The following is a 24,191-nucleotide window of genomic DNA, read 5'->3' as shown; positions in this document are numbered from 1 at the left end:
GGGTTACTCCTTGACGGTCCAGGTGTCGGTGCCGGCGAGCAGCGCCGCGAGGTCGCCCTTGCCGTCACGTTCGACGGCGGCGTCGAGCTGGCCGGCCATCTGCGTGTCGTAGTCGGGCCGTTCGACCTGGCGCAGGACGCCGATCGGTGTGTGGTGCAGGGTGTGCGGGTCGGCGAGGCGGGACAGCGCGAAGGCGGTGCTGGGGTCGGTCTCGTGCGCGTCGTGCACGAGGACGTCGGCCTCGTTGCCGGCGGTGACGGGAACCACGCGCAGCCGGCCGGTGGCCGCGTCACGGACGACGCCCTTGCCGCCCGCGTGGCCGAACCGGATCGGTTTGCCGTGCTCCAGACGGATCACCGCTTCCTGGGCGCTCTGCTTGTCCTTGAGGGCGGCGAAGGCGCCGTCGTTGAAGATGTTGCAGTTCTGGTAGATCTCCACCAGCGCGGTGCCCTGGTGGACGGCGGCCCTGCGCAGCACGTCGACCAGGTGCCGGCGGTCGGAGTCGAGGGTGCGGGCGATGAAGGTGGCCTCGGCGCCGATGGCCAGGGAAGCCGGGTTGAACGGGGTTTCGAGGGATCCCATCGGCGTGGATTTGGTGATCTTCCCGGTCTCCGAGGTCGGCGAGTACTGCCCCTTGGTCAGGCCGTAGATCCGGTTGTTGAACAGCAGGATCTTCAGGTTGACGTTGCGGCGCAGGGCGTGGATGAGGTGGTTGCCGCCGATGGAGAGGGCGTCGCCGTCGCCGGTGACGACCCACACGCTCAGGTCGGTGCGGGAGGTGGCGAGGCCGGTGGCGATGGCGGGGGCACGACCGTGGATGGAGTGCATGCCGTAGGTGTCCATGTAGTACGGGAAGCGGCTGGAGCAGCCGATCCCCGACACGAAGACGATGTTCTCCCGCGCCAGGCCGAGTTCGGGCAGGAACCCCTGCACCGCGGAGAGGACGGCGTAGTCACCGCAGCCGGGGCACCAGCGCACCTCCTGGTCGGACTTGAACTCCGTCGCGGACTGCCTGGTCTCGGCTCTGGGCACCAGGGGCAGCGGGTCACTTGGCATGCAGGGCCTCCCGCAGGGTCGTGGCGAGTCGTTCCGCGCTGAAGGGCATCCCGGTCACCTGTGTGTGCGCGGTGACGTCCTTCAGATACGTGGCGCGCAGCAGTGCCGACAGCTGTCCGAGGTTCATCTCGGGGACCAGGACACGGCGGTAGCGGGCGAGGACGGTGCCGAGGTTGCGGGGCCGGGGATTGAGGTGACGCAGATGTGCCTGCGCGATGCGCTCGCCCTCGCCGCGCAGCCGGCGTACGGCGGCGGTGATGGGTCCGTAGCTGGAGCCCCAGCCCAGGACGAGGAGTCCGGCGTCGTCGGTGGGGTCGTCGACGAGCAGGTCGGGTACGCCGATGCCGTCGATCTTCGCCTGGCGGACGCGGACCATGTGGTCGTGGTTGGCGGGGTCGTAGGAGATGTGACCCGTGCCGTCCTGTTTCTCGATGCCGCCGATGCGGTGCTCCAGGCCGGGTGTGCCCGGCACGGCCCAGGGGCGGGCTAGCGTGTCGGGGTGGCGTTTGTAGGGCCAGAAGACCTCGGTTCCGTCGTCGGTGGTGTGGTTCGGTCTGAGCGCGAACTGCTGCCGCAGGTCGGGCAGTTCGTCGGAGCTGGGGATCTTCCAGGGTTCGCTGCCGTGGGCGAGGTAGCCGTCGGACAGCAGGAAGACCGGTGTGCGGTAGGTGAGGGCGATGCGGGCGGCTTCGATCACCGTGTCGAAGCAGTCGGCCGGGGTGCGGGGGGCGACGACGGGCACGGGGGCCTCTCCGTTGCGGCCGTACATCGCTTGCAGGAGATCGGCCTGCTCCGTTTTGGTGGGCAGCCCGGTGGAGGGGCCGCCGCGCTGGATGTCGATGATCAGCAGGGGCAGTTCGAGGGAGACGGCGAGACCGACCGTCTCCGACTTCAGCGCCATCCCCGGACCCGAGGTGGTGGTGACGGCGAGGGATCCGCCGAAGGCGGCGCCCAGCGCGGCGCCGATGGCCGCGATCTCGTCCTCCGCCTGGAAGGCGCGCACGCCGAAGTTCTTGTGGCGGCTCAGCTCGTGCAGGATGTCGGAGGCCGGGGTGATGGGGTAGGAGCCCAGGTAGACAGGGAGGTCGGCTCGTCTGCCGGCGGCGATCAGGCCGTAGGACAGGGCGAGGTTTCCCGAGATGTTGCGGTAGGTGCCGGGCGGGAAGGCCGTGGCCGCGGGCGGGATCTCGTAGGAGGCCGCGAAGGTCTCGGTCGTCTCGCCGAAGTTCCATCCCGCGCGCAGTGCGGCGATGTTCGCCTCGGCGAGGTGGGGGCGCGTCGCGAACTTGCGCCTCAGGAACGTCTCGGTGCCGGTCGTGGGGCGGTGGTACATCCACGACAGCAGGCCGAGGGCGAACATGTTCTTGCACCGGTCCGCGTCCTTGCGTGACAGCGCGAAGTCCTTCAGGGCCTCGGTGGTCAGCGCGGTCAGCGGTACGGCGTGCGCGTTGAAGCGGTCCAGGGCGCCGCTTTCGAGCGGTGAGGCGCCGTAGCCGACCTTCTGCAGCGCGCGGGGGGTGAACTCGTCGCTGTCGATGATGATGTCCGCGCCGGCCGGCACGTCGGGCAGATTGGCCTTGAGCGCCGCGGGGTTCATGGCGACCAGCACGTCGGGGGCGTCACCGGGGGTGAGGATGTCGTGGTCGGCGAAGTGCAGTTGGAAACTCGAGACACCGGGAAGGGTCCCGGCGGGAGCCCGGATCTCCGCGGGGAAGTTCGGCAGGGTCGACAGGTCGTTGCCGAAGGCCGCCGTCTGCGAGGTGAAGCGGTCGCCGGTGAGCTGCATGCCGTCGCCGGAGTCGCCGGCGAAGCGGATGACCACCTGGTGCAGCCGGCGCGTGGGCTTGGGGTGACGCGCCGCGGCGGCGGGCTCAGGCATGACTCGCTCCGGGCCGTACCCGCGGGGCGGGCCGGGAGGCCGCCGGGGTCTTCTCGGTCCAGACGTCCGCTCCCCACTGCCCGGCGAGGAGGACCGTGCCGGCGGTGGGGTCGGGGGCGGACGCGGGCACGATCAGTGCCACCCGTGGCTGTGCGGCGTCGGTGACCGCGCTGTCCGGCAGGCCGACGACGAGGAGGTCCCCCACGGTGGCGGCGGGTGCGTCCACGGGTCCTGTCAGGTGGCCGGCGGGACGGGCGGGGGCCTGGAGGAGCTTTTCGTACAGCCGCACGGTGGCGGGGAAGTCGGTCTCGGCGACGGCGTGCCGGGGCAGCAGCCGCAGGCCGGTCTCCCGCGGCCGCGGACGTGCGGTGCCGGGCATGGCCGTCCGTGGCTGCTCGCCGGACCAGGGCCGGTGTTCGACGAGTTCGGCCAGCGTTCCGTCGGGGTAGCGGACCCGTGCCCGCGCGCCGGGCAGGATCGGCTCGGGCGGTTCCACCACGGTGGTACCGGTGGCTTCCAGCAGGTCCAGCTGCTGCGCCAGGTGCGGCACGACGAGGGAGTAGCGCGTCTGCCGCTGGATCGGGGTGAAGGGACGGCTGCTGGCGATCAGCAGGACGTTGCCGACGGCGGCCAGTTCCAGGCCCCCGAAGTCGGGGATGGGCATCCGCAGGTCGGCCGGAACGCCGAGGAGGCGCTCGTAGTAGCCGATGTGCTCGTCCAGGTCCGGCAGCGGGATCAGCGAACGGGCCAGCAGGCGCGGCCGGGTCAGGACGGAGGAGTCGGGGCGGGTGCGGAACCAGCGCTCGGGATCGGCAGGCTGCGTGGGGCCGGGCATCGGTCAGCCTTTCTGCACGGGGTAGGAGGTTGAGGTCCACCAGGGCTGCACGGGTATGTCCCAGGCCGCGAACTCTTCGCTCACGAGGTGGTGCAGGTGGGCGGCGTCCCCGAAGTGCTCGGGCATGCCGGTCACGGTCACCGTCATCTGCCGGCCGCTTCGCACCAGGCACAGTGAGGCCCTCAGGCGGGCTCGGTCCGGCAGGAGACCCGGCACGTTCATGGTGCGCAGCGCCAGGGAGTCGGCGGTGCGGCCGGCGAAGTGCAGCACGTCGTGGCCGACGTCGCCGAAGTTGGAGGCGACGACGTCGGTCTGTTGCGCTCCGGGGGTCTTGAGGGCCGCGGCGGCGCGGGACGGCAGCAGGTGCCAGAGGGCCTCGGGGACGAGGGTGGCGCTGTGCTGTCCGGAGTGCCGGAGCAGCTCCTTGGTGGCGTGCCGGGTGGGCCGCAGGTCCTGGTGGTTCGCGGCGCCGCCGGGCAGGCTCAACGGGACGACCACGAGTGCGTTGGCCTGTTCGTCGTCGGCGGAGCGGCGCAGGCTCATGGGGATGCCGACCTGTACGTCCTGGCGGTGTGTGCGCGGAACGTGGGTGCGTGTGAGGTTGGCGGCGATCTCCACGAGGAGGGTGTTGCTCGTGCCGTGGTGGCGCCGCGCGGCGGCCTCCCACGCTTCGGCCTGAGCCGTGACGATGGCCGTGGTGAAGTAGCGGGGCGTCGAGGCCGGCTGGGGGCCGGGGCCGGGTGCGGACAGGCTGGCGAGGGCCCGCAGGACGGCCCGTCGTTGGTGCCGTGGCTGGCGCAGCAGCCAGGACGCCGTCCGTGTCAGCGCCCGGGTGGTCTGTCCCAGCGCGTCGGTGAGGTCGCTGTCAGGGGGCTGCTGTGCCGGTGTGCGTGCGGCGATCGCGCGCAGCAGGCCCAGGCCGTCGCTCCGGAAGTGCGGGACGGTCAGCGAGACGAGGGAGCCGTCGCCGTAGGGGGCGGCCGCCAGACGCCACAGGCGGCTGGAGTCCGCCGGCAAGGGTGTGCGGGTCTGTGCGTCGGCCCAGGCGAGCGCGGTGTCCGGTGTCAGGGGCGTGCGGTCGATCGCCAGGTGGTGCGTGTTGGAGGCCATGACCCACTTGCGGCGGGCGGCGGGGACCGGGCTCCGGGCCGCGGTACGGCTGAGCAGGCCGCCGTCGAGGCGCTGCCATTCGGCGTGCAGTTCGCTCTCGGGCAGCGGACCGGGCAGGCGCCACAGGACCTGGACGATGCGGGAGGAGCCCAGCGCCGTGGCGGCCTGGTGCAGCATTTCGTCGGTGGAGTTCAGACGCCACCGTGTCGCGCGCGTCATCGTTGCAGCGCCTCCAGGAGGTGGTCGGCGGCCTGGCGGCCCACGGCAGGGGCGATTTTGAACCCGCCCCCGTTCCAGCCGGCCGCGGTCACCAGTCCGCGCGGACGGGGCCGGCTGGTCACCGATCCGGGACCGCCGGCCGGCACCATCGCGTCGTAGGCCGTGACACCGCCGACGACGGCGGCGCCGGCGAGCTGCGGGAAGCGCTGCGCGACGACGGCGCGGACGCGTTCCGCTTCGGCTGGGTCGACGCCGTCGCGGGTGCGGGCGGGTACGTCGGTGCGGGTCGAGGGGACGCCGGCCAGGACGGTGCGGTCCGTGTCCCATCGGCGCAGCCAGGCGCCTGTGGTGTGGTCGACCATGGTGGGCAGGCCGGTGGTGTCCTCGACGCGGAACAGGCAGTAGCTCACTGCTCTCGTGCGCAGCGGCAGGTGGACGCCGGCGGACGCCGCGAGGGGCGTGCTGCCCACGCCTGCGGCGAGGAGCACCGCGTCGGCGTGGACGTCCGCGCCGGAGGTCCGCACGCCCTGGACGCGCGAGGAGGAGTGCGTGAGGCCGAGGGCCCGGGCGCGGAGCAGGCGCAGTCCGGGGCCCGCGTCGCGGTGCAGGGCCTGGAGGGTCTCCGCGGCGGGCAGCCAGCCGGCCTGCGGCTCCAGCACGCCCACGACGTGGCCGGGGACGGTGAGCTGCGGGTGGCGCTTGACGATGTCGTCGGCGTCGAGGACGTCGACGGGGAGTCCGGCGCTGCGCACCGCCTCGATGCGGGGTGCGGCCCGGCCGAGATCACCCTCGTCGATCAGGGTGAGGCTGCCGTGCCGGCGGACGGCGGGCCAGGAGCCGTGCGGGCCGCGGGCCAGGTAGCGGACGCAGCTTTCGACGGGCCAGGCGGCGTAGGCGCCGGCCGGGTCGAAGGCGCGTATCAGGCCGCCGGAGACGAGCGTCGCCGCGTCGGTGGCGGAGTCGTCGATGACGATGACCTCGGCGCCGTGGGCGGTGAGCCGTTCGGCGGTGGCCAGGCCGGTGATTCCGGCGCCGACGATGGCGACGTCCGCCCTCAGCGCCGCCGTCATCGCAGCGCCTCGTGCGCGGGGTGGGGGAGGGAGGGTGCGGGAGGCGTCAGGAGGGAGTCGGCGATGTCCGAGGCGCGGGCGGACAGCATGGCCAGGGCGCCGGCGTCGCCCATTCCGTGGCTGGCTTCGCACAGGCCGTTCAGGTAGATCCTCAGCGGGCGGGAGGCGCTCTCGGGGGCCTTGAGTTCGATGGCGTAGTCGCGTCCCACCTCGGGGATGCCCTCCTCGTCGAGGGGGAGCCGGTGGGCGACGCCTTCGAGCAGGGGGTGGTAGCGCTCGTCGTCGGCGCTGATGCCGAAGTCCTTGAATCCGGTGGCGAGGATGACGACGTCCGCGTCGAGGCTGTCGTAGGTGTGGTGGTTGATTTCGCGCATGGTCAGGCGGTGGGGTCCGTGGCCGGAGGGGGTGTCGACCTCCGTGACCTCGGTGAAGGGACGCAGACGGAGGCGGTTGGAGCCGATCAGGTCGTACTCGCGCTGCACGGTGACGAGACGGTCGATGACGTCCTGGTCGCAGGCGGCGTAGTTGATGGAGCGCAGGTCGGTGCGCAGGCGGCGTTTGACCGCCGCGGGCAGCGGGTGGAAGTAGTCGACGAATTCGGGCAGGAACACCTGGCGGCTGTAGGGGCTGGTGTCCTTGAGGCGGAAGCCGATGCTGCGGTGGATGGAGGTCACCTCGCGCACGTTGGGCCGCTCCAGCAGGTTGAGCACGATCTCGATGGCGCTCTGGCTGGCTCCGATGACGGCGACGCGGATGTCCTGGTCGTTGAACGCGTTGATGGAGGACAGGTAGCGGGTGGAATGGAACACGGTGTCGCCGAGGCTGGCGGGGAAGGGGTGGGGGATGCGGGGGGAGCGCCCGGTCCCCAGGATGAGTGTCTGGCCGAAGTAGTGCCGGCCGTCCTGGGTCCTGACGCGGAACACCTCGTTGCCGTCCTCGTCGTCCTGGAGCGTGAGCTGCGCGGCGCTCCGTCCGTAGTCGACCTGGTCGGCGAACGCGCCGGCGACCCAGGCGAGGTAGGCGCCGTATTCGCGGCGCAGCGGGAACTTGGCGTTGAGGTGGAGGTAGTCGGTCAGCGCTCCGCGGGAGGCCAGGTACTTGATGAACGTGTGGGGACTGTCCTGGTTGCGCTGCATCGCGAGGTCGCGGAAGGGGTTGTTCTGGATGTCCGCGCCGGACAGGAGCTGTTCGTCCTGCCACTGGAAGCCGGGTGAGCGTTCGATGAAATGGGCGTCGCTCAGGCGTCCGACCTCTTCGAGGATCACGGCCAGGGAGAGGTTCGCCGGTCCGAACCCGATGCCCAGAATGGGGTGGACTATCTGTTCCATCGTTTGGTGTCCCTCGGCTTGTCGTGCGTGCAAAGGCGGCGGCAGGCACCTGCGGCGAGCTGCCGCAGGTGCCTGGAGCGGCCCTGCGGCGCCGGCAGGTTCTGCGCGTGGGGGGCTGCGCGATGCAGCGGGGCTGATCTGCGCTCAGGAGCTGAGCAGCGCCGTGTCGGTGATCTCGTTGGCCTCGTTGACGTGGACGACGCGGGACTTGAAGCCGATCCGCTCCTCGTCGTTGAGCTGGGCGTAGCTGATGATGATGACCTTGTCGCCGGGCTGGACGAGCCGGGCCGCGGCCCCGTTGATGACGACGTGTCCCTTAGGCGCCTGCGGCGACTCGTCGAGGATGGTATAGGTCTCGAAGCGCGCGCCGTTGTTGATGTTGACGACGTGCACGAGTTCGTGGACGCCGATGCCGGCGGCTTCGAGCAGTTCCGGCGAGATGGTGATGGACCCGACGTAGTTGAGGTTGCTGTCGGTGACGGTCGCGCGGTGGATCTTCGAGTGCATGAACGTGCGCAGCATGGTGCGGCTCCTGTTCCAGGTGTGTGATGTCGGTCGGTTGCGGCAGGTGGTGTGAGGGCGCGTTCCGCGGCCGGGGGCCGGGATCTCGGGCGGGCCTGTTACGGAAGGGAGTCCGTCAGGCCGGCGAAGGCGCCGGGGGGCCGGCCGTGGAGATCGGCGAGCAGCGGCGGGGCGGTCTCGGCCGTCGCGCCGAAGGCCGCGGTGATGTGCCGGCACAGGTCGGGGGTGAGCGGCCAGGCGAGCGTGCGCAGGCTCCACAGGAACTGGAGGGCGCCGCTGACGTCGGCCGGGTCGTCGGCGTCGAGGTTCTCGCAGCGCAGGGCGAGGACTTCGAGGTGCAGTGCGAGCGCTTCGGCGGCCTTGCGGATGGAGAACGACTCCAGCCGGTAGGCGTCCTCGAAGCGCTGCCGGGAGGCGTTCAGGGCGGTCGCCCACCACGCGGAGGGGTCGGTGTCGACGCGCCGGCCGGTCGCGGTTTCCGCGAGGGCGCCGCGGATCTTCGACAGCGGGGTGTCGAACCGTGTGGTGATCGTGGCGGCGGCCACGGGCTCGCTGAACTCCGACTGCTGGAGTTCGGGGCTGGTCAGGGACAGCACGAACCGGGTGCGGTCGCGGCCGACGCTGTCCAGGTACTCCCCCGCCCAGCGGACGTCTCCCTTGCTGGTGGAGAACTTGCGGCCCTCCAGCAGGTAGTACTGGTTGGTGAGGGTGCGTGTCCTGGTCGGTTCGACGGGCAGTCCGTGGCGGGCGGCGAGCAGGGACAGCGCCACGTAGACGAAGGCGTTGTAGAAGCCGTTGTCGATGCCGATGAACTGGACCAGTTCGTCGACGCTCTCCCGGCGGCCGCCGCGGGTCTGCCGGAGCCAGTAGACGTGGCCCACGTATATCTCGGGCCAGGCGTTGATGGTCTGCCCGATCTGGCCGGCGCCGTCCCAGTCGACGGGGATGCCCCAGGTCAGCGGATAGGTGATCGGGATGTACGGCAGGGGGCCGGCGAGTGTCTGCTCGACCACGCGGGCCAGGTCGGGGCGCAGCCGTATGTCGGAGTCCTCGTACCAGTCGGTGAGCATGGAGCGGTAGCGCTCCAGGTCCAGGACCCAGATGGGGACGGACCGGCGCGGTAGGTCGCCGCCCGTTCCACCGGTGGGCAGCAGCGCGCCGGGCAGGTTGTACAGGCCGCAGGCCTCGCAGACGCCGGCCCTGGCGTGTGCCAGGCAGGTGGGGCAGCGCCCGGTGACGAAGGCCTCGGCCTTGTAGGTGCCGGTGGCGGCGTCGTAGGGCAGGTCCACCTCGCGCCGGTCGAAGGCGCCGTTCTCCCACAGGCGGGTGAAGAAGTCCCGCACGAAGGCGGTGTATTCGCCGTCCGGGCGTTCGAAGAGGTCGACGTCGACGGCTGCGAGGCCCAGGGTGCGGCTGATGCTGTCGTAGGCGTGCCGGATGAGCGACTCGGGGTCGGTTCCGATGCGCTCGGCCGTGGTGACGACGTAGGTCTGGTTGTCGTCGGTGCTGGTGCCGAAGGCCACGTCGTTTCCGAGGATCTTCTGGGAGCGGGCGCAGACGTCGCTGGCGAGCACCGGGCCGGCGAGGTGGCCGAGGTGGAAGTCGCCGTTGGGGGTGGGGGGAGAGAAGGTGACGTTGATGCGTCGCCGGCCTGAAGGGGCGTCGGTCATGCGGGAGGATCCCCCTCAGTCGGTGGGCTGGAGCCAGTAGATGGACACGAACGTCAGCGGTTCGCTCGCACTGGTGTTGGTGACGATGTGATCGGTCCCGTGCGGGATGTAGATCACGTCCCCGGGTACGACCTGCCGCTCCTCGTCCCCCACCCGGGCGCGGCCCCGGCCGCTGACGAAGATGAACGTCTCGTCGGTGGCGTGGCCGTGCGGGGTGCTGGACTCGTCGGGCCGGATGGAGCACAGCGTGCTGTTCCACGGCGGGGTGACGACGCCCTCCCAGGGGTAGAGCTGGCGGATGTCACAGCCGTTCTTGCGGATCAGCTCGTCGCCGGCGCTGGTCTTGACGTGCATGCGGTTCCTCTCGTAAGGCGTCTGCCGCGCGGGGTGCTTGCCTCAGCCCAGGGCGAACAGGCGCTCGATGGTGTCGGGTGCGAACGATTCGGCGGGCACGTGGAAGGGCCCCTGGAAGGTGGCCAGCCGGGACCCCGCCAGGACGGGGTCGGTGGGCCACACCTCGGCGTAGGCCGAGCGCCGGGCCCTGCCCTGCGCCGTGAAGGTCATGTTCATCGTGGTGCGTACCGAGCCGGAGATCTCCAGGCGGCGCATGCGCTCCTTGCGCTCCTCCGCGTAGGACTCGAAGATCTTCGCGTCCCAGGTGCCGGCGGTGCGCAGGCAGTCGCGGATCATGCGCGCGTCGCGCAGGGCGATGGACAGCCCCTGTCCGATCACCGGGTCGGACCAGCCCGCGGCGTCCCCGAGCAGCACGGCGCCGGGCACGGCGGGGGTGTCGGCCCATGCGTCGTTCATCGGGTAGAAGGCGCACACGGCGGTGGGGGTCGCCGCCGCGAACATCTCGCTGCCGGGGATGCAGTCGAGCTGGAAGGCCTGGAGGAACTCGGCATGACGGTTCGGGCCGGCGAAGCGGCCCTTCTGGCCGACGTCGTGCAGGAGGTAGAGGCGGGCGCGGCCCCCCTCCCGCGGGAAGACGAAGTACAGCAGGTCGTTCTCGGTGCCGATGGAGGTGACGTTGACCGGCCAGTCGTGCAGGTCCTCCACCAGCATTCCGCCGCCCAGCGAGTTGGGCGGTGTCTGCGTCAGCCCGATGCCCAGCTGGCGGCGCACCGTGGACATCCTGCCGTCCGCGCCCGCGATCAGCCGGCACGACACCTGGTGTTCCATGTCGTTGAGCTCGTAGCGGACCGTGGGATCGTCCCCTGCGCTCACCAGGACGTCGCCGATTCCCCGCACGACGGTGGCGCCCGCCTCCTCGGCGGCGGTGGACAACGCTTCACAGGCGGCCGGGTGCCCCACATCGAGAACTCCGCGAATTCCGGGCAGCATACGGTCGAGATGCAGTGCCTTGGACTTCGCGGTTTCCGGATCGACGATCTCGTCGAAACCGATGAAACGGTCGACGTAGGTTCCGCCGGCTTTCAGAATACATTCTTCGAGGCCCAGGTCGATGAGTTCCTGTACGCCCCAGCAGTTGATGACTTCGCCTCGTACTTTGTCGCGGTAGGAGGTCTGCCGCTCCAGGAGCATCACCTCGTACCCGTCGCCGGCCAGGGCTGCTGCCAGAGCGGATCCGGCTATACCACCGCCGACGACGACCACGTCGAAGTGCTCGGTTTCCGCCATCAATCCTCCTGTACGCCGTTATGAGGGCATGCCTGACATGGCTGACCGGAATCTCAGCCGAGTTATGCCGGGTGGTGACGGGTTAATCCTTGCTATTTCTATGGGCCCGCACGAGAGGTGTATGTGACATTCATCGTCCAGTTTGGGTCAGCGGGACCCTCCTCCGGCGTCATCGATGCCCGAACATTTCCCGACGCGCCGAATGCAGGGAGTTTCCTGGCTGCCCGTCGGACGCGTCACCGTGCTGGCTGTGACGTGGGCCAGCCTGCCCCTTGCACCCGCGCCCGCCAACGGCGACTTGCTCAAGTGAGGCGGGGGCTGTGGGGGGGTGGGTGTGGGGGCGGGGGGTGCGGGGGCGGGCTGGGGGTGCGGGGGCCGCAGGCGGCGGGTGCGGAGCCGCGAACGGCGGATGCGAGTGGCGCGGGCCGCGGATGCGGGGGCGGCGGATGCGGGTGGCGCGGGCGGCAGGTGCGGGGGCCGCGAACGGCGGGTGGCGCCGGTGGCGAATACGGGCGGGGCGGCGGGCGGGCGGCGGGTGCGGTTCGGCTCTGCACCGGCGCGGTCCTCGGGTGCCGTTCCCCGCAGGGGTGCCGGCGGACAGCACCGTCCGTGCCGGGAAGCGTTCGCCGTCCGCACCGTGGGCGAGCCTCGCGCAAGGGTTCCGCCCCCGGTTGCCCGGCTCGGGCCGGCCGCCCGCCGGTGCCCGGACTCCGCGGTGTGCCCGCCGAGCGGCTGGGGGTGCGGTGCGGCCGCAGGCTTCGCGCGAGAGCCCGGAGGCGGCCTGGGCCGGGGCCGGCGCCTGATTCACGTCGCCCGGCTCAGGGGTCACGGCTCACGGCACCCGGCTCCAGGGCTCACGGCCACGGCCTATGGCTCACCAGCTCACGACTCACACACCACCGCCCACGGCGCCCGACCGAAGACCCACGACGCCCGACTCAGGGCTCACGACCCGCAGCTCACCAGCTCACGGCTCACCGCTTACCCAGACCAGGGGTCTCACGGCACAGGGCTCACGACCCAAAGCCCACAGCCACGGCCCACGGCTAACAACCCACGACCACACCCCACAGCCCAGGCCCCACGCCCCCCAGCCCACGGCGCCCGGCCGACAGCCCGCCGCTCACGGCATGATGCCGCGCAGCGCAAGGTTCCACATCTGCTCCAGCTGCTGGACCGCGTCCGGTTCGCGGGCGGCCTGCAGCGAGGTCCGTACGCGCATCTCGGTGCCGACCAGGAGGTAGGCCGCGAGGTGGGCCACCGCGGCCGGCTGGGTGCCGGCACGCAGCTGACCCGTGCGCTGGGCGCGGTACGCCAGTTCCCCCACGGCCGGCAGCCAGCAGGACGCCCAGCCGAGGTCGTTGGCAGGCCGCTCCCGGGTCAGGCGCGCCGCGGACCGTACGGCCGTCTCGTCCTCCAGCAGCCGCGCCAGCGAGAGGGTGAGTTCAACCAGCCGTTCGAGGGCGGGGCTGTGCCCCCGGGCGAAGTGTTCGACGACTCGCCGGATGGCCGTGCACCCTTCCGCCTGGACGGCGTCGGCCAGTTCGCTCTTGCTGCGGAAGTGGAAGGTGAGAGCACCGGTAGTGATGCCGGCCGTCTTGCACACCTGCACCAGGGACGTGCCGGCGTAGCCGTAGCGGTCGAACTCCGACGCGGCCGCCTGCACCAACGCGCGCCGTGTACGCGCTGCTCTTTCCTGCATCTGTGCTCCGGGACGCTATCTGGTTGTCTGGCGGCCACGGTCGCGTGCGCGGGCCTCCCTCAGGGCTGCGCGAGGGCTGCCGACCGGACTCACCACTGCGGCGACGCGGTCAGCGGCTGGCATCCCGCATCCCCTTGAACGATCATGCAACGGAACACCAAGCCTCGCGGTCACCTGGCCGTTGCCACAAGTCCAACTTCCCCACACGCTCGGCCGAGATGGCCTGTTTCGGCTCGCGCGCGCCCCCGTGGCCTTCCACTCTCGCGGTTTGCCCCCCAGCGCAATGTCCGATTCCCGACTCGCCAAAAACATAGTTGACTCAATTATTCTATGAGCTCCCGAGAGAAGGGATTGTCATGTCCTTGCTCTACCCGCCCCCGGTCGGCCCGCATGGCTCCGCCGACCGCCTGTCCACGTTCACGGACACCGTGTTCGCCCATCTGCAACGCGCTGACCAGAGGCGCTGGGGCCACGCCTACCTCCAGGGCCTGCTGACGGTCCCGGGCAAGAAGACCGTCCGGCGCCTGGCCGCGGCCTCCACGGCGTCCCCGACGGCGTTCCAGTCGCTTCAGCAGTTCGTCAACTCCAGTCCGTGGGAGTGGGAGCCGGTGCGGGACGAGTTGGCGCGCTGGAGCGACGCACGCCTGTCCCCACGTGCGTGGACCGTCTCCACGACGGTCGCCGCCAAGCGGGGCGATCACTCCTGCGGTGTGCACCGGCGCTTCGTGCCCCATCTCGGCCAGCACGTCAACGGCCAGATGTCGGTCGGGCTCTTCATGTCGGACGGCACGACGGCGGTGCCCGTGGACTGGCGTCTGCACCTCCCCGAACGCTGGATGCACCCCCACCTGCGCCGGCGGGCGCGGATTCCCGGCGACGCCCGGTCCTTACCCCCGTGGGCCGACGCCTTGGAGATGGCGGACAGGCTCAGGCGGTGCCACGGTCTGACACCGGCCCCGCTCGTGGCCGACATGAGCGGCGCGCGGCCGACGGCCGACCTGGCGTGCGCACTGCTGCGCCAGCGCAACGAGTTCGTGATCGCCGTGCCGCCCGCGTTGCCCGTCATGGCCATCGACCCGTCCGCCACGGGACTGGCGGAGCTGCCCTCCTCGGACGGCCGGCGCACGCTGATGCTGTCCCCTTCCGCCAGTTCCGTCCTCCACGCCCGCAGCGCCCTGCGGCACGGTCAGCGCGCGGGACGCGGACTCACCTGCCTGGCCCGCCTGCCCGTCCCCACGGCGGGCGCGTGGCGGCACGGCGTCCTGCGGCTGTTCACCGACCCGCATCAGCCCGAGCGGATCTGGCTGACCAACATGGTCCGCCGCCGCCTGAGCGAACTGCGCCTCCTCACCGAGCACCTCGTCCCCACGACCGCGTGCGTCCGTGAACTGGAGGAGGACTTCGGGCTGCTGGACTTCGAGGGCCGCTCCTACCCGGGCTGGCACCACTTCATGACGCTGATGTCGGCGGCCCACGCCTACCGCCGGCTGGCAGGCACTCCCCTGCGTTCCGGCCGGGCGCTGCGCGGCGTACCGGCCTGAGCGTCCGCTTCGGGTGCTGGAGGGCGGCAGCTCGGGCACCGGCAGCGCCGCGCTGGAGGGCACGAGTCGCCGAGGGCGGTCGGTCAGACCGCGCCGACTCCGCCGTCCACGGCCATCGCGGCCCCGGTCACGAACGAAGCCTGATCGCTGCACAGCCACGCGGCGGCCTCGGCCACCTCCTCCGGGAGGGCGAGTCGCCGCTGGATCGCCCGCGTGTAAGCGGCCTCCTCCGACGGCATGAAGCGCATCGCGGCCTCCATCAGCGCTGTCCTGGTGCTCCCGACGACCAGCGCGTTGACGCGGATCCCCCGGCCGCCGTAGTCCGCCGCCGCCGCTTTCGTCAGACCGATCACCGCATGCTTGGCGGCGACGTAGGGCGCCACCGCGCCGGTGGCCACCTGTCCCGCCGTCGAGGAGGTGTTGACGATCGCCCCACCCTCGCCCTGCTCGAGCATGACCGGTATCTGCTCGCGTAGACAGTTGAAGACCCCACGGACATTGACGTCCATGATCTGGTCGTACATCGCGTCGGGAACCTCGTGAAGGGCGGGGCCCGCCGTGCCCCAGCCGGCGTTGTTGAACGCGGCGTCGAGACGGCCGAAGTGCCGGACGGCCTCGTCGACGGCGCACTTGACGTCCTCCACCGACGTCACGTCCCCGACGACGGCGCGAGCCCGGGCTCCGTCAGCGGCGAGTTCCTCGGCGAGTTTCCGCAGCGACTCCGCCCGGCGCGCCATCAGCACGAGCTGGGCTCCCCTGCGGGCGAAGAGGCGAGCAGCCGCCGCCCCGATACCGCTGGAAGCACCCGAAATCATGATCGTCTTTCCCGCGAGCACGCGACCCCCCGTGAAGTGAGCGTGGACGAACCGACAGCGACATCACTGCGCACACAGTGGCACGAGACCACCGCCGTCCGCTCCGAACTCCACCAATCCGCTGCCGAGTTGACCGGGTTCGAGACGTTCGAAGCGACCACTGCCCCCGGACTCACTCCCGGATCGCGCCCCACGGCGACTAACGGGACAGGTAACGCTCTTCGTCCATCGCGACCTTGCCCGCCGCGGACGGCGTGGCGACGGCGGGAAGCAGGCACCGCCACATGTCGCGGACGCGCAGTGGCAGGTCCTGGCGTTCCGTCTCCAGATGCGCGTGCATCTGCGCGCCCGTGCAGGCGTTGACGATCAACCGCGCCACCGCCTCGACTTCCGCGGCCGCCCGTACCTCACGCCGGCGCTGGGCCTCCCTGAGGCTCTCCACCAGCACCCCCGTCCACTGCTGATGCGAGTTCTGTTCCCCGTTCATGAAGAACTCCTGGTCCATCACCAGGCGCGCGCCCGCCAGCAGGAAGACGTCGTCCATCATCTGGTGAGCCCAGCTGAGCGTGACGTCGACAGAGAACTGGAGTCCCTCCGACTCCAGGTCGTCAAGAACCGGCCTCAGTCGTTCCGGTTGTAGCTGGACGATTTCCCGCGCGAGTTCCTCCTTGTTCCTGAAATGGAAGTACATAGCCCCCAGCGTCACTCCGGCGCGATCCGTGATCTTCGTCAGGGTCGTCGCGAAAAAGCCCTGCTCGGCGAAGACCTCGGCCGCGGCCCGCAGGAGTTCGGCGCGCGTCCGCTGCGCCCTCGCCTGCTGCGGCGCCGACCTTCTACCCGTCATCCGTCCCACGTCTCCAGTCACCCTCTCGACAAGAAACATAACCGTATCTATTTTTATCTTCGAATGTTTCCCGGCGGAGACGCGGCTCGAACGATGATGTTCCGGAAAGGATCACATGTCTCACAGCAGCATGGCTTCCCTACCGCCTGACCTGCACCGCTACGTCGGCAAGACAGACGTGAGCGAGGTGCTCGTCCGCGCACTGGCCGCGAAGACCGACGACACGCACGTCGTCACCGCCCAATGGCCCCGGGCCCACCGCTACTACACCTCCGACCCGAGCGGCTACGACCCTCACATACTCACCGAGAGCATCAGGCAGGCCCTGGCGCTCATCTCCAGGACGGCCTTCGGAGTCCCGCTGTCCAGCCGCATGGGCTGGCAGACCTTCAACTTAGCGGTGGCGGCGAGCCGGTTGTACAGCGAGGAGGGCGACCCGGACATACGCCTGACGGTCACCCACTCCCACGTCACACCGCGCAAGCGGGGGTCCGTGCGCCTCACCGCGTCCGTCGAGGCGACCCGCGACGGTCACCACCTCGGATCAGCCCACGTGGCCTACAGCGCGCACCCCCCAGCGATCTACGACCGACTGCGCGGCCCGTACGCCGACCCTTGTACGGCGACTTCACGTGCGCTCCCGCCCTCCGCACCGGCACCCATCCTGACGGGAAGCCGCCGAACCGGCGATGTCGTCCTCACCGCCACCCGGGCTCCCCGCTCCTGGCTGCTGCGGGTCGACACGACCCACCCGGTGCTGTTCGACCATCCGCACGACCACGTGCCCGGCATGGTACTGCTCGAGGCGTGCAGCCAGGCCGCCATCGCCACCGTCCATCCGCTGCGTGCCGTGCCCACCCGCTTCGACACCACGTTCCTGCGCTACGTCGAACTCGACAAGCCCTGCCTCGTCACCACGACACGCCGCGGCACCGCCGAAGGCAGCCCCGACACCGTCGACATCACCGGCGTACAGGACGGCCACGAGGCGTTCACGTCCAGCGTCACCGTCCAGCTCCGGCCCGCCCTGCTCCACCCGGCCCTCGCCCTGGCGTGACGCCGGGGCCCCCGGCGGCGCCAACGGCTTCCGTGCCGGCCGGGGCTGAACGTTCGACAGCGCGACGAGGACGGACGTACGCCGGAGGCGGCATCGCGCCTCCGGCGAGTGGGCCGTTGCGGCCTCCCCCACGCACCCCGCGCCGGTGGACGCGGTGGAAGCGGCGACCACGGGCGCGAGGCGGTGTCCCCCTGAAAGGCGGACGGGACACCGCGCTCACAGGCACCGACTCCTTCTACAGAGTGCTGATCCGCCCGGGGACTCGCGTGTCGGGCCCTCGGAGCCTTGGCTGCAAGAGGTGGGAAGCAGGGCCGCTGCGGCTACCGCGGCGCAAGCCGGAAGTGCCGCCTTCCCGCTGCCGAGTTCCCTGGAGGGCTCCGGGCTCAGCACGGACGGATCAGCACAGGCAGGGATCCGTCCCCGAGCCGAGGCCCAGCACGTCCGTGTCCCGCAGCGCGCCGGAGAAGGCCTGGACCTCGTCCACGTCACCGTGGAGGTACTCGCCCCAGCCGTCACCGGTTCTGCCCCGACCGATCTGGAGGGCACCGGTGCTGTGCCAGCCGTCGGGCAGGCTCGCGGTCGCCCCGGCGTTCGTCTGACCGTCGAGGTAGAGCCTGATCGTGTCGGTTCCGTCGTCGTAGGTCACGGCGAGACGGTGACCCGGCCCCTCGCCGCCGTCCGCGCCCTCGATCTGGGCCACCACCGTCTCGCGGGCTCCGGCCTCGTCCTTCTCCGGCATCACCAGTTGCCAGGTGTACGTGGACGGCTCGTAACGCACCTTGAACGCGTCCGTGTGTGCGCCGGCCTGCGACAGCACGGTCATCGGGTGGGCCGGTGCGGAGTCCGCGAGGCGTACGACGACACCGACGGTGAAACTGTCCCCGGTGTCCACGACGGGTCCGTCGGCAGCGGCGTAGCCGGATTCGCCGTCCAGGTGCAGATGCCCCTCGCCGACGAGGGCCGGCGGCGCGTAGGCGCAGTCGGGGTCCATCTCCGGGAGACAGCCGTCGCCGGAGTCGCGGTGGATCGAGGCTCCCCCGCCGAGCCGCAGCGGTGCGCCGCCCGACTGCTCGGGGCTCGCGCCGTCCGCCTCGGTCTCCAGCGACCAGTGGCCGCGTGACTCCGGCTTGCGCCGCGCCAGTTCGGCCGCCTCGCCCGGTACGACGACCCGGTCGTGTACCTGTACGTCGCCGATGTCGCCCTGCCACCGGTCGCGGTACCCGGTGGCACCCTGCGCCCGTCCGATCTGGAACGCGCCGGGCGTCCCGGCGGGAGTCGCCTCGGTCGGGCTGCCGACCTCATGACCGTTGACGTACAGGTGTGCGCGACCCGTCTCGGCGTCGTACAGCCCGACCAGATGGGCCCACTCTCCGGTCTCGGGCGCGCCGCCGGACACCGTCGCGCCCCCGATCGTGAACGACCAGACGGGCCCGCTGCCCGGGGTGCGCAGCCCGAGGGTGAAGCCGGGCCGCACGTCCGCGTCCTGGCTGGCGACGGTCATGGTCCCACTGGTTGCAGCGGGGCGGGCCCAGGCGCTGACCGCGAACGACTTGCCGGTGTCGGCGACCGCGGCGTCCGGGGTGAGGAAGCCGTGACCGCCGCCGTCGAGGCGCACTGCGGCGGTGGTCCCGGTCCCCGAGGGCGCCGGACCGCCGAAGGTGACTCCGGTGCCGGCCCGGGCGGGGGCGCCCGTCTCGGCGGAGGCCGTCCGGGAGCCTGCCGGGTCGTCCAGTTTCCAGCGGGCGACGGGGGGACGCCCGGACTTCACGTTGAAACGGTAGAGCGTCTCTCCGCTGCTGCGGCCGGACCGGTCGATCGCCCGGACCGTCAGATTCTTGGGTCCCGAAGTCAGCGGCAGGTAGGGGATGGTCACGGCAGCGCCCGGCCGCTCGGGGGACACGGTGCCATGCGGGCCGTCCAGGAAACTGTACGTGTACGACACCACGTCGTCCGAGGGCGAGTCCACGGTGAAGTGCCCGTAGACGCCGACCCCGTCCACCCAGAACACGTCCTCGGGCTCAGGGTATTCGGGGGAGCTGATCGCCGCCTTCTCCGGGTTCGCGTCGTCGTACACGAACGAGCAGACCGAGCCGTCGCCTTCATCGCTCCATGCGGACTTCGCCTGGCCGTCGTTCGCGCGGACGTGCCAGGAGACGACCGTGTTCGCGGGTGTGTCGTCCGGCAACGTCCAGTAGAACCGCGAGCCCGACGACAAGGTGGAGGTCGTGTAGGTACGGCGTTGCTCCGCCCCGGCCGGGTCCGTCCACCAGGCTTCGAACTCGCCCTGCACCGGGCTGGACTCGAAGGGCCGGTTGTCCTCCTCCGGGTCGTACAGCAGGGCACTGAGCCTGGGCGGCGCCGACACGTACGGCGTGGCGTCACCGGTGGCGCAGGGCTTGCTCTGGGTCTGGAGATCCTGGAGCAGCGGTTGCTTCGGCGGCAGGTTGTCCACCGCGTACGCAGTACCGGAAGCAATCGCCAGCAGTGCCGCCGCACAGCCGCCCACCACCGTCCGTCTGCTCCCGCCCGTCCTTCCGAACCTGGTCAAGTAGCCCTCCTTCGCGAGCGCTTGGCGCTCGAGTCCGACGCGAGTCGCATGAAGCTAACAGCCGGCACCGACAGCGCCGAAAGGGTTTTCCGTTCGCTCGTGCGTGCTCTGCGTCTTCGCGGGGCCGGGGGTCCTCCTGTTCTCGCGCACCGCTCATGCGCCACACCTATCGAACCGATGAGAATCATTCCTTGGACTCATGCCACGGCGACACCGCAAGATCGGAGCGTCCTCGGAAGCAGGGCGTCGACCGCCCGTACCACTGGAGTCCCGATGTCCGTATCCACCCCCCGTCCGGGCCGGTCCGGCCACGCCGCGCGGCGCGTCCGGGGCAGGCTTCCGCTCAACGCCTTCGGCATCTCCTTCGGCCTGTCCGGGCTGGCCGCGACCTGGACGGCCGCCGCCGGGCTCGGGGCGCCGCGGGTGATCGGGACCGTCCTCTGGGTGGTGGCCGCGACCGCGTGGGTGGTGACCGTGCTGCGCTACGCCGCGGCCGGGCTCGGGCCGCGCGAGGTCGCCGACGATCTGCGCCACCCCGTTCTCGGCCCGTTCGCCGCCCTCGTGCCCGCCGCCGCCTCGCTGATGTCGGCCCGGCTCGCCGTGTGGTTCCCGCTGGTGGGGAGGGGGCTGGTGTGGGTCATGCTGGCCCTCGGCGCCGGCTTCGGCGCGTGGTTCGTCGCCAGGCTGCTGACCGTGCCGCGCGACCCGGCGACGCTGCACGGGGGGCATCTGCTGCCCACGGTCGCGGCGTCCCTGATCTCGGCCCAGTCCGTCGCGACGATCGGTCACCCCGGTGCGGCGAAGGTGCTGTTCGCCGCGGGCATGCTGTTCTGGCTGCTGACCGGGAGCCTGCTGCTGGCCCGTTTCGCGACCGGTCCCGAACTCCCCCGGCCGCTGCTGCCGACCCTGGCGATCTTCTCGGCGCCGCCCGCCGTCGCGGGCAACGCCTGGTGGGCGATCACCGGGGGCCGGCCCGGAACGGTCCACGAGATCCTGCTCGGCGCGATGGCCGCCCTGCTCCTGCCCCACCTCGTCCTGGTGAAGGACTACCTGCAGCTGCCCTTCGGCCTCGGTTTCTGGGCCCTCACCTTCACCACCGCGGCGAGCGCGACCTACGGCATACGGCTGCTGTCCCTCACCGGGGCGCCGTGGAGCACCCCGCTGGGCTGGGTCGTGGTCGCCGTCGCCACCGGTGTCATCGCAGCCGTCGCCGTCCGCTCCCTGGCCCTGGTCCCCTTCCACCGGATGCGCCGTCACCACACCGGCCGCACCGCGCAGCCGGCGACGGCGACGGCGACCTGCTGAAGCGCCGGCCCGGTCAGCGCTCCAGTCGGGCGGCGAGCGTTCTGGGCGTGGGATTGCGGTACAGGTCCCGTGTCTGCGGGGCCGGCAGGCCCCTTTCCCGGAAGAGGGCCGTCAGCCGGGTGGCGAGCAGGGAGTTCCCGCCGATGCCGAAGAAGTCGTGGTCGGGCCCCACGCCGAAGCCGAACACCTCGCTCCAGACCGAGCACACCTGGGCGAGCAGCCCGGTCTCCGCCGCCTCGGACGCTTCGGGTCCGGGCACCGTGCCGACGGGGTTCTCCGGCGCGCCGGGCCGCGGTGCGGGCAGCCTGCCGGCGTCCAGCTTCCCGTTGATCGTGCGGGGGATCTCGGTGATCGGCGTCCAGGTGCTGGGCAGCATGTACTGCGGCAGGGTCCTGGCCGCGCGTTCCCGCACCTCCGCCGTGGCGTGGCCGGTGTGCACGCCGTCGCGGAAGATCAGGTAGGCGTCGAGCCGGAGACCGCCGACGTTGTCGGGGCCGGGGACCACCACGGCGTCGGACAGGGCCGGGTCCTCCAGCAGGACGGCCCGCACCTCGTCGGTCTCTATGCGGTAGCCGCGTATCTTGACCTGGTTGTCCAGCCGGCCCCAGTGCTCGATGCGGCCGTCGGGGAGGAGCCTGCCGCAGTCGCCGCTGCGGTACACGGTGCCGCCGTCGGCCGGATCGTCGAGGAAGCGTTCGCCGGTGAGTTCCGGACGGTCGAGGTAGCCGAGCGCCACGCCGGCGCCACCGACGTGGATCTCGCCCCGTACGCCCCGCGGGAGCAGCCGGCCCCTGCTGTCCCGGACGGTCACCCGCCAGCCCGGCAGCGCGCGGCCCACCGACCGGTCGCCGTGCAGTATCTCGGTCCGGGTCACGGTCTGCGCCGTGACGTGCACCGTGGTCTCGGTGATGCCGAACATGTTGACGAACCGGCACCGCGACCAGCCGTCGGCGTCCAGGCAGGGCCTGAGGACACGGGGGTCGAGCGCCTCCCCGCCGAAGACGAGCAGCCGCACCGACACCGTTTGCTCGCCCGCGCCGGGTCCCATGAGCCGGACGAGCTCGCCGAACGCCGAGGGCGTCTGGTTCAGGACGGTCACCCGCTCCGACACCAGCAGGTCCAGGAAGGACTGCGGTGACCTGGCCGCGAAGTACGGCACGATCACCAGCCGCCCCCCGGTGAGCAGACAGCCCCAGATCTCCCACACGGAGAAGTCGAAGGCGACCGAGTGGAACTGCGACCACACGTCGTCGGCGGAGAGCGCGAAGTCCGAGCGGGTGGCCTCCACGAGTGCGGTGACGTTGCGGTGCGGGACGAGCACCCCCTTGGGGTGGCCGGTGGTGCCGGAGGTGTAGATGACGTACGCGGGCCGTCCCGGGTCGGTCCGGTCGGGCACGGGTGTGTCCGGTTCCTGCTCGGCGCGCGACGCCAGGTCGCCGACGGACACCGTGCGGACCCCGGCGATGCCCGGCCCCGAGTCCTCGTCGGGGCCGATCACGAGCCGCAGACCGGCGTCCTTGACCGTGTAGGCGATCCGCTCCGCGGGATAGCCGGGGTCGGTCGGGACGTAGGCCGCTCCGCTCTTGAGGACGGCCAGGAGCACCACCACCAGATCGGCGGAGCGTTCCATGCAGACCCCGACCCGGTCCCCCTCCCCCACGCCCAGGGACCTCAGCGCGTGGGCGAAGCGGTTGGCCCGCGCGTCGAGCCGGCGGTAGGTGAGCGTCTCCTCCTTGTACGCGACGGCCACGGCGTCGGGCTGGGCGGCTGCGACCTCCTCGAAGGCACGGTGGACACAGCGGGGTTCCGCGTCGAGCGGGCCTCCGTCCGCCAGGGCCCGGATCGCGGCCTCCTCCTCGTCGTCCAGGATCCGCAGACGGTCGACGGGCGTCGTGGGCGGCTGTCCGAGAAGCTGTCCGAGGACCGCGGTCAGGTGCCGGCAGAACTGTTCGACGAGGGTCCTGTCATGGTTGCTCTCGTCGAAGAGGCACACCCCTTCCAGTCCGTCGGAGCCCTGGTCGAACCAGTGGACGGCGAGGGGGGTGCCGGGCCGGGTGCCGGGGAAGTACGACACCTCGCCGCCGGGGTTGTCACCGCCGGGGTTGTCGTCGTCGAACGCCACGGTGATCCGCGGTATCTCGCCTTCGCCGTCGCCCCCGGGCCCGGATCCGGCGCCTGTGGCCCGGGCGAGACCGTCGAGGGCGGACCGCGCCTGCGCGAGCAGCCCGCCCGTGGTGTCCGTCTCCGTCAGCGTCAGCGGCACCGTTTCCTCCGCCGCTCCCAGCACGGCGGCGCTGCGGTGGCGGCGCCGCACCACGTCCACGGTCGCCTCGGCGCGGTCCAGGTAACGCATCGCCGTGTACGCGACCGCGGCCAGCTGGGCGGCGCGCAGTTCCGGCGCCGCCGGTGCCGGGCGGTGGCCGGCCGCGGGAACCGTGAACCGGTGTGCCGCTCGGCAGCCGGGGCCGCTGTCGGCGCCGCGCACGCCGGCGTTCGCCACCCGTGCCGACTCCGCCCCGTCGTCCGGGCCCGGGACCGGGAGGTCCCACCACAGCCGCGGCACCGGGCCGTCGGGGTTCTCCGTCACGGCCCTGGCGACCGAGGTGAGGGACGCCCGGTCGAGACACCGCCGTGCCGCGGTGAAGACGAGCCGGTCGCCGTCCGTGCAGCGCAGGATCACGAGGCGCACCGGCGCCGGACCGTACCGGGGTACCGGCCGCAGCAGTTCCCGGTGCAGTGCCCGCACCGCCCGGGGGTCGTCCGAGCGGTGCGGCACCGTCTCCAGCCACACCGTCCGGGATGTCCCGGCACCGCGCCGCACCACCGCGCAGAGGTCTCGTTCGCCGGGTACGGGACACCCCTCGACGACGTCCCGCAGCCGCTCGGCGAGGACCTCCGGGTCCACTCGCCGGTCTGCGCGGAGGACGACCGCGTGCTGGTCGCTGGGGCGGGAACGTTCGGTGCGCGGAAGTGCGTTGTGTGACTCGTATGCGGTCAGGACCGCTGACATCTGGGGCTCCCTGTCGCAGGTGCGGGCCGTGGCGGCCGT

General features: G+C 71.5%; 18 protein-coding genes. 3 read left to right on the top strand and 15 right to left on the bottom strand.

Annotated features, from left to right (window positions below):
• Positions 1-3: 3 nt before the first annotated feature.
• The 11 genes from AB0947_RS29450 to AB0947_RS29400 all read right to left on the bottom strand — a co-directional run bounded on the left by AB0947_RS29450 (position 4) and on the right by AB0947_RS29400 (position 13,032).
• Positions 4-1,056 (bottom strand): 2-oxoacid:ferredoxin oxidoreductase subunit beta, encoded by a 1,053-nt coding sequence (locus tag AB0947_RS29450; RefSeq protein WP_366753377.1) that lies wholly within the window; start codon positions 1,054-1,056, stop codon positions 4-6.
• Positions 1,046-2,935 (bottom strand): 2-oxoacid:acceptor oxidoreductase subunit alpha, encoded by a 1,890-nt coding sequence (locus AB0947_RS29445; protein WP_366753376.1) that lies wholly within the window; start codon positions 2,933-2,935, stop codon positions 1,046-1,048. Before AB0947_RS29445 ends, AB0947_RS29450 begins: the two co-directional genes overlap by 11 nt.
• Positions 2,928-3,770 (bottom strand): lactoylglutathione lyase, encoded by an 843-nt coding sequence (locus AB0947_RS29440; protein WP_366753375.1) that lies wholly within the window; start codon positions 3,768-3,770, stop codon positions 2,928-2,930. The genes AB0947_RS29445 and AB0947_RS29440 overlap by 8 nt, the downstream gene beginning before the upstream one ends.
• Positions 3,771-3,773: 3 nt before the next feature.
• Complete coding sequence (locus tag AB0947_RS29435) at positions 3,774-5,099, bottom strand: hypothetical protein (protein ID WP_366753374.1); 1,326 nt, start codon at positions 5,097-5,099, stop codon at positions 3,774-3,776.
• Positions 5,096-6,169, bottom strand: coding sequence for an FAD-dependent oxidoreductase (locus AB0947_RS29430; RefSeq protein ID WP_366753373.1), 1,074 nt, complete (start codon positions 6,167-6,169; stop codon positions 5,096-5,098). The genes AB0947_RS29435 and AB0947_RS29430 overlap by 4 nt, the downstream gene beginning before the upstream one ends.
• On the bottom strand, positions 6,166-7,497 hold the full coding sequence (locus tag AB0947_RS29425; RefSeq protein WP_366753372.1) for a SidA/IucD/PvdA family monooxygenase: 1,332 nt from the start codon (positions 7,495-7,497) through the stop codon (positions 6,166-6,168). The genes AB0947_RS29430 and AB0947_RS29425 overlap by 4 nt, the downstream gene beginning before the upstream one ends.
• Before the next feature lie 144 nt (positions 7,498-7,641).
• A complete protein-coding gene (panD, locus tag AB0947_RS29420; RefSeq protein WP_366753371.1) occupies positions 7,642-8,019 on the bottom strand; it encodes an aspartate 1-decarboxylase in 378 nt (125 codons plus the stop codon).
• Positions 8,020-8,117: 98 nt separating this feature from the next.
• Positions 8,118-9,689, bottom strand: a complete 1,572-nt coding sequence (locus AB0947_RS29415; RefSeq protein WP_366753370.1) for a class I tRNA ligase family protein — start codon at positions 9,687-9,689, stop codon at positions 8,118-8,120.
• Positions 9,690-9,704: 15 nt separating this feature from the next.
• Positions 9,705-10,043, bottom strand: a complete 339-nt coding sequence (locus AB0947_RS29410) for a cupin domain-containing protein (RefSeq protein WP_366753369.1) — start codon at positions 10,041-10,043, stop codon at positions 9,705-9,707.
• A gap of 42 nt (positions 10,044-10,085) precedes the next feature.
• The gene (locus tag AB0947_RS29405; protein WP_366753368.1) at positions 10,086-11,330 is read right to left on the bottom strand and encodes an FAD-dependent oxidoreductase; all 1,245 of its coding nucleotides are present in this window, start codon (positions 11,328-11,330) and stop codon (positions 10,086-10,088) included.
• 1,123 nt (positions 11,331-12,453) lie between these two features.
• On the bottom strand, positions 12,454-13,032 hold the full coding sequence (locus tag AB0947_RS29400; RefSeq protein WP_366753367.1) for a ScbR family autoregulator-binding transcription factor: 579 nt from the start codon (positions 13,030-13,032) through the stop codon (positions 12,454-12,456).
• 356 nt (positions 13,033-13,388) lie between these two features.
• Here AB0947_RS29400 and AB0947_RS29395 point away from each other — a divergent pair, with 356 nt between their 5' ends.
• A complete protein-coding gene (locus AB0947_RS29395; RefSeq protein ID WP_366753366.1) occupies positions 13,389-14,573 on the top strand; it encodes a transposase in 1,185 nt (394 codons plus the stop codon).
• An 83-nt stretch (positions 14,574-14,656) separates the two neighbouring features.
• On the opposite strand, the gene AB0947_RS29390 is transcribed toward AB0947_RS29395, so the two are convergent.
• Together AB0947_RS29390 and AB0947_RS29385 are read right to left on the bottom strand one after the other, a co-directional pair.
• On the bottom strand, positions 14,657-15,409 hold the full coding sequence (locus tag AB0947_RS29390; RefSeq protein WP_366753365.1) for an SDR family oxidoreductase: 753 nt from the start codon (positions 15,407-15,409) through the stop codon (positions 14,657-14,659).
• Positions 15,410-15,587: 178 nt separating this feature from the next.
• Entirely contained in the window at positions 15,588-16,232 is a 645-nt protein-coding gene (locus tag AB0947_RS29385; protein ID WP_366753404.1) for a ScbR family autoregulator-binding transcription factor, read from the bottom strand.
• A gap of 115 nt (positions 16,233-16,347) precedes the next feature.
• Between AB0947_RS29385 and AB0947_RS29380 the strand changes: the two genes are divergently transcribed.
• Positions 16,348-17,289: a ScbA/BarX family gamma-butyrolactone biosynthesis protein gene (locus tag AB0947_RS29380; protein ID WP_366753364.1), complete on the top strand. Its 942-nt coding sequence runs from the start codon at positions 16,348-16,350 to the stop codon at positions 17,287-17,289.
• Positions 17,290-17,686: 397 nt separating this feature from the next.
• On the opposite strand, the gene AB0947_RS29375 is transcribed toward AB0947_RS29380, so the two are convergent.
• Positions 17,687-19,798 (bottom strand): LamG domain-containing protein, encoded by a 2,112-nt coding sequence (locus AB0947_RS29375; protein WP_366753403.1) that lies wholly within the window; start codon positions 19,796-19,798, stop codon positions 17,687-17,689.
• Positions 19,799-20,110: 312 nt separating this feature from the next.
• On the opposite strand from AB0947_RS29375, the gene AB0947_RS29370 reads away from it, so the two are divergent.
• On the top strand, positions 20,111-21,142 hold the full coding sequence (locus AB0947_RS29370) for a C4-dicarboxylate transporter (protein WP_366753362.1): 1,032 nt from the start codon (positions 20,111-20,113) through the stop codon (positions 21,140-21,142).
• 13 nt (positions 21,143-21,155) lie between these two features.
• Here AB0947_RS29370 and AB0947_RS29365 read toward each other — a convergent pair whose 3' ends face one another.
• A complete protein-coding gene (locus tag AB0947_RS29365) occupies positions 21,156-24,152 on the bottom strand; it encodes a non-ribosomal peptide synthetase (RefSeq protein WP_366753361.1) in 2,997 nt (998 codons plus the stop codon).
• Positions 24,153-24,191: the final 39 nt, after the last annotated feature.

This window comes from Streptomyces sp. NPDC047841 (genome assembly GCF_040704085.1).
GTDB classification, from domain to species: domain Bacteria; phylum Actinomycetota; class Actinomycetes; order Streptomycetales; family Streptomycetaceae; genus Streptomyces; species Streptomyces argyrophylli.
Note: the sequence above shows the minus strand (reverse complement) of the source record. Positions and strands in the feature narration are given on the sequence as shown.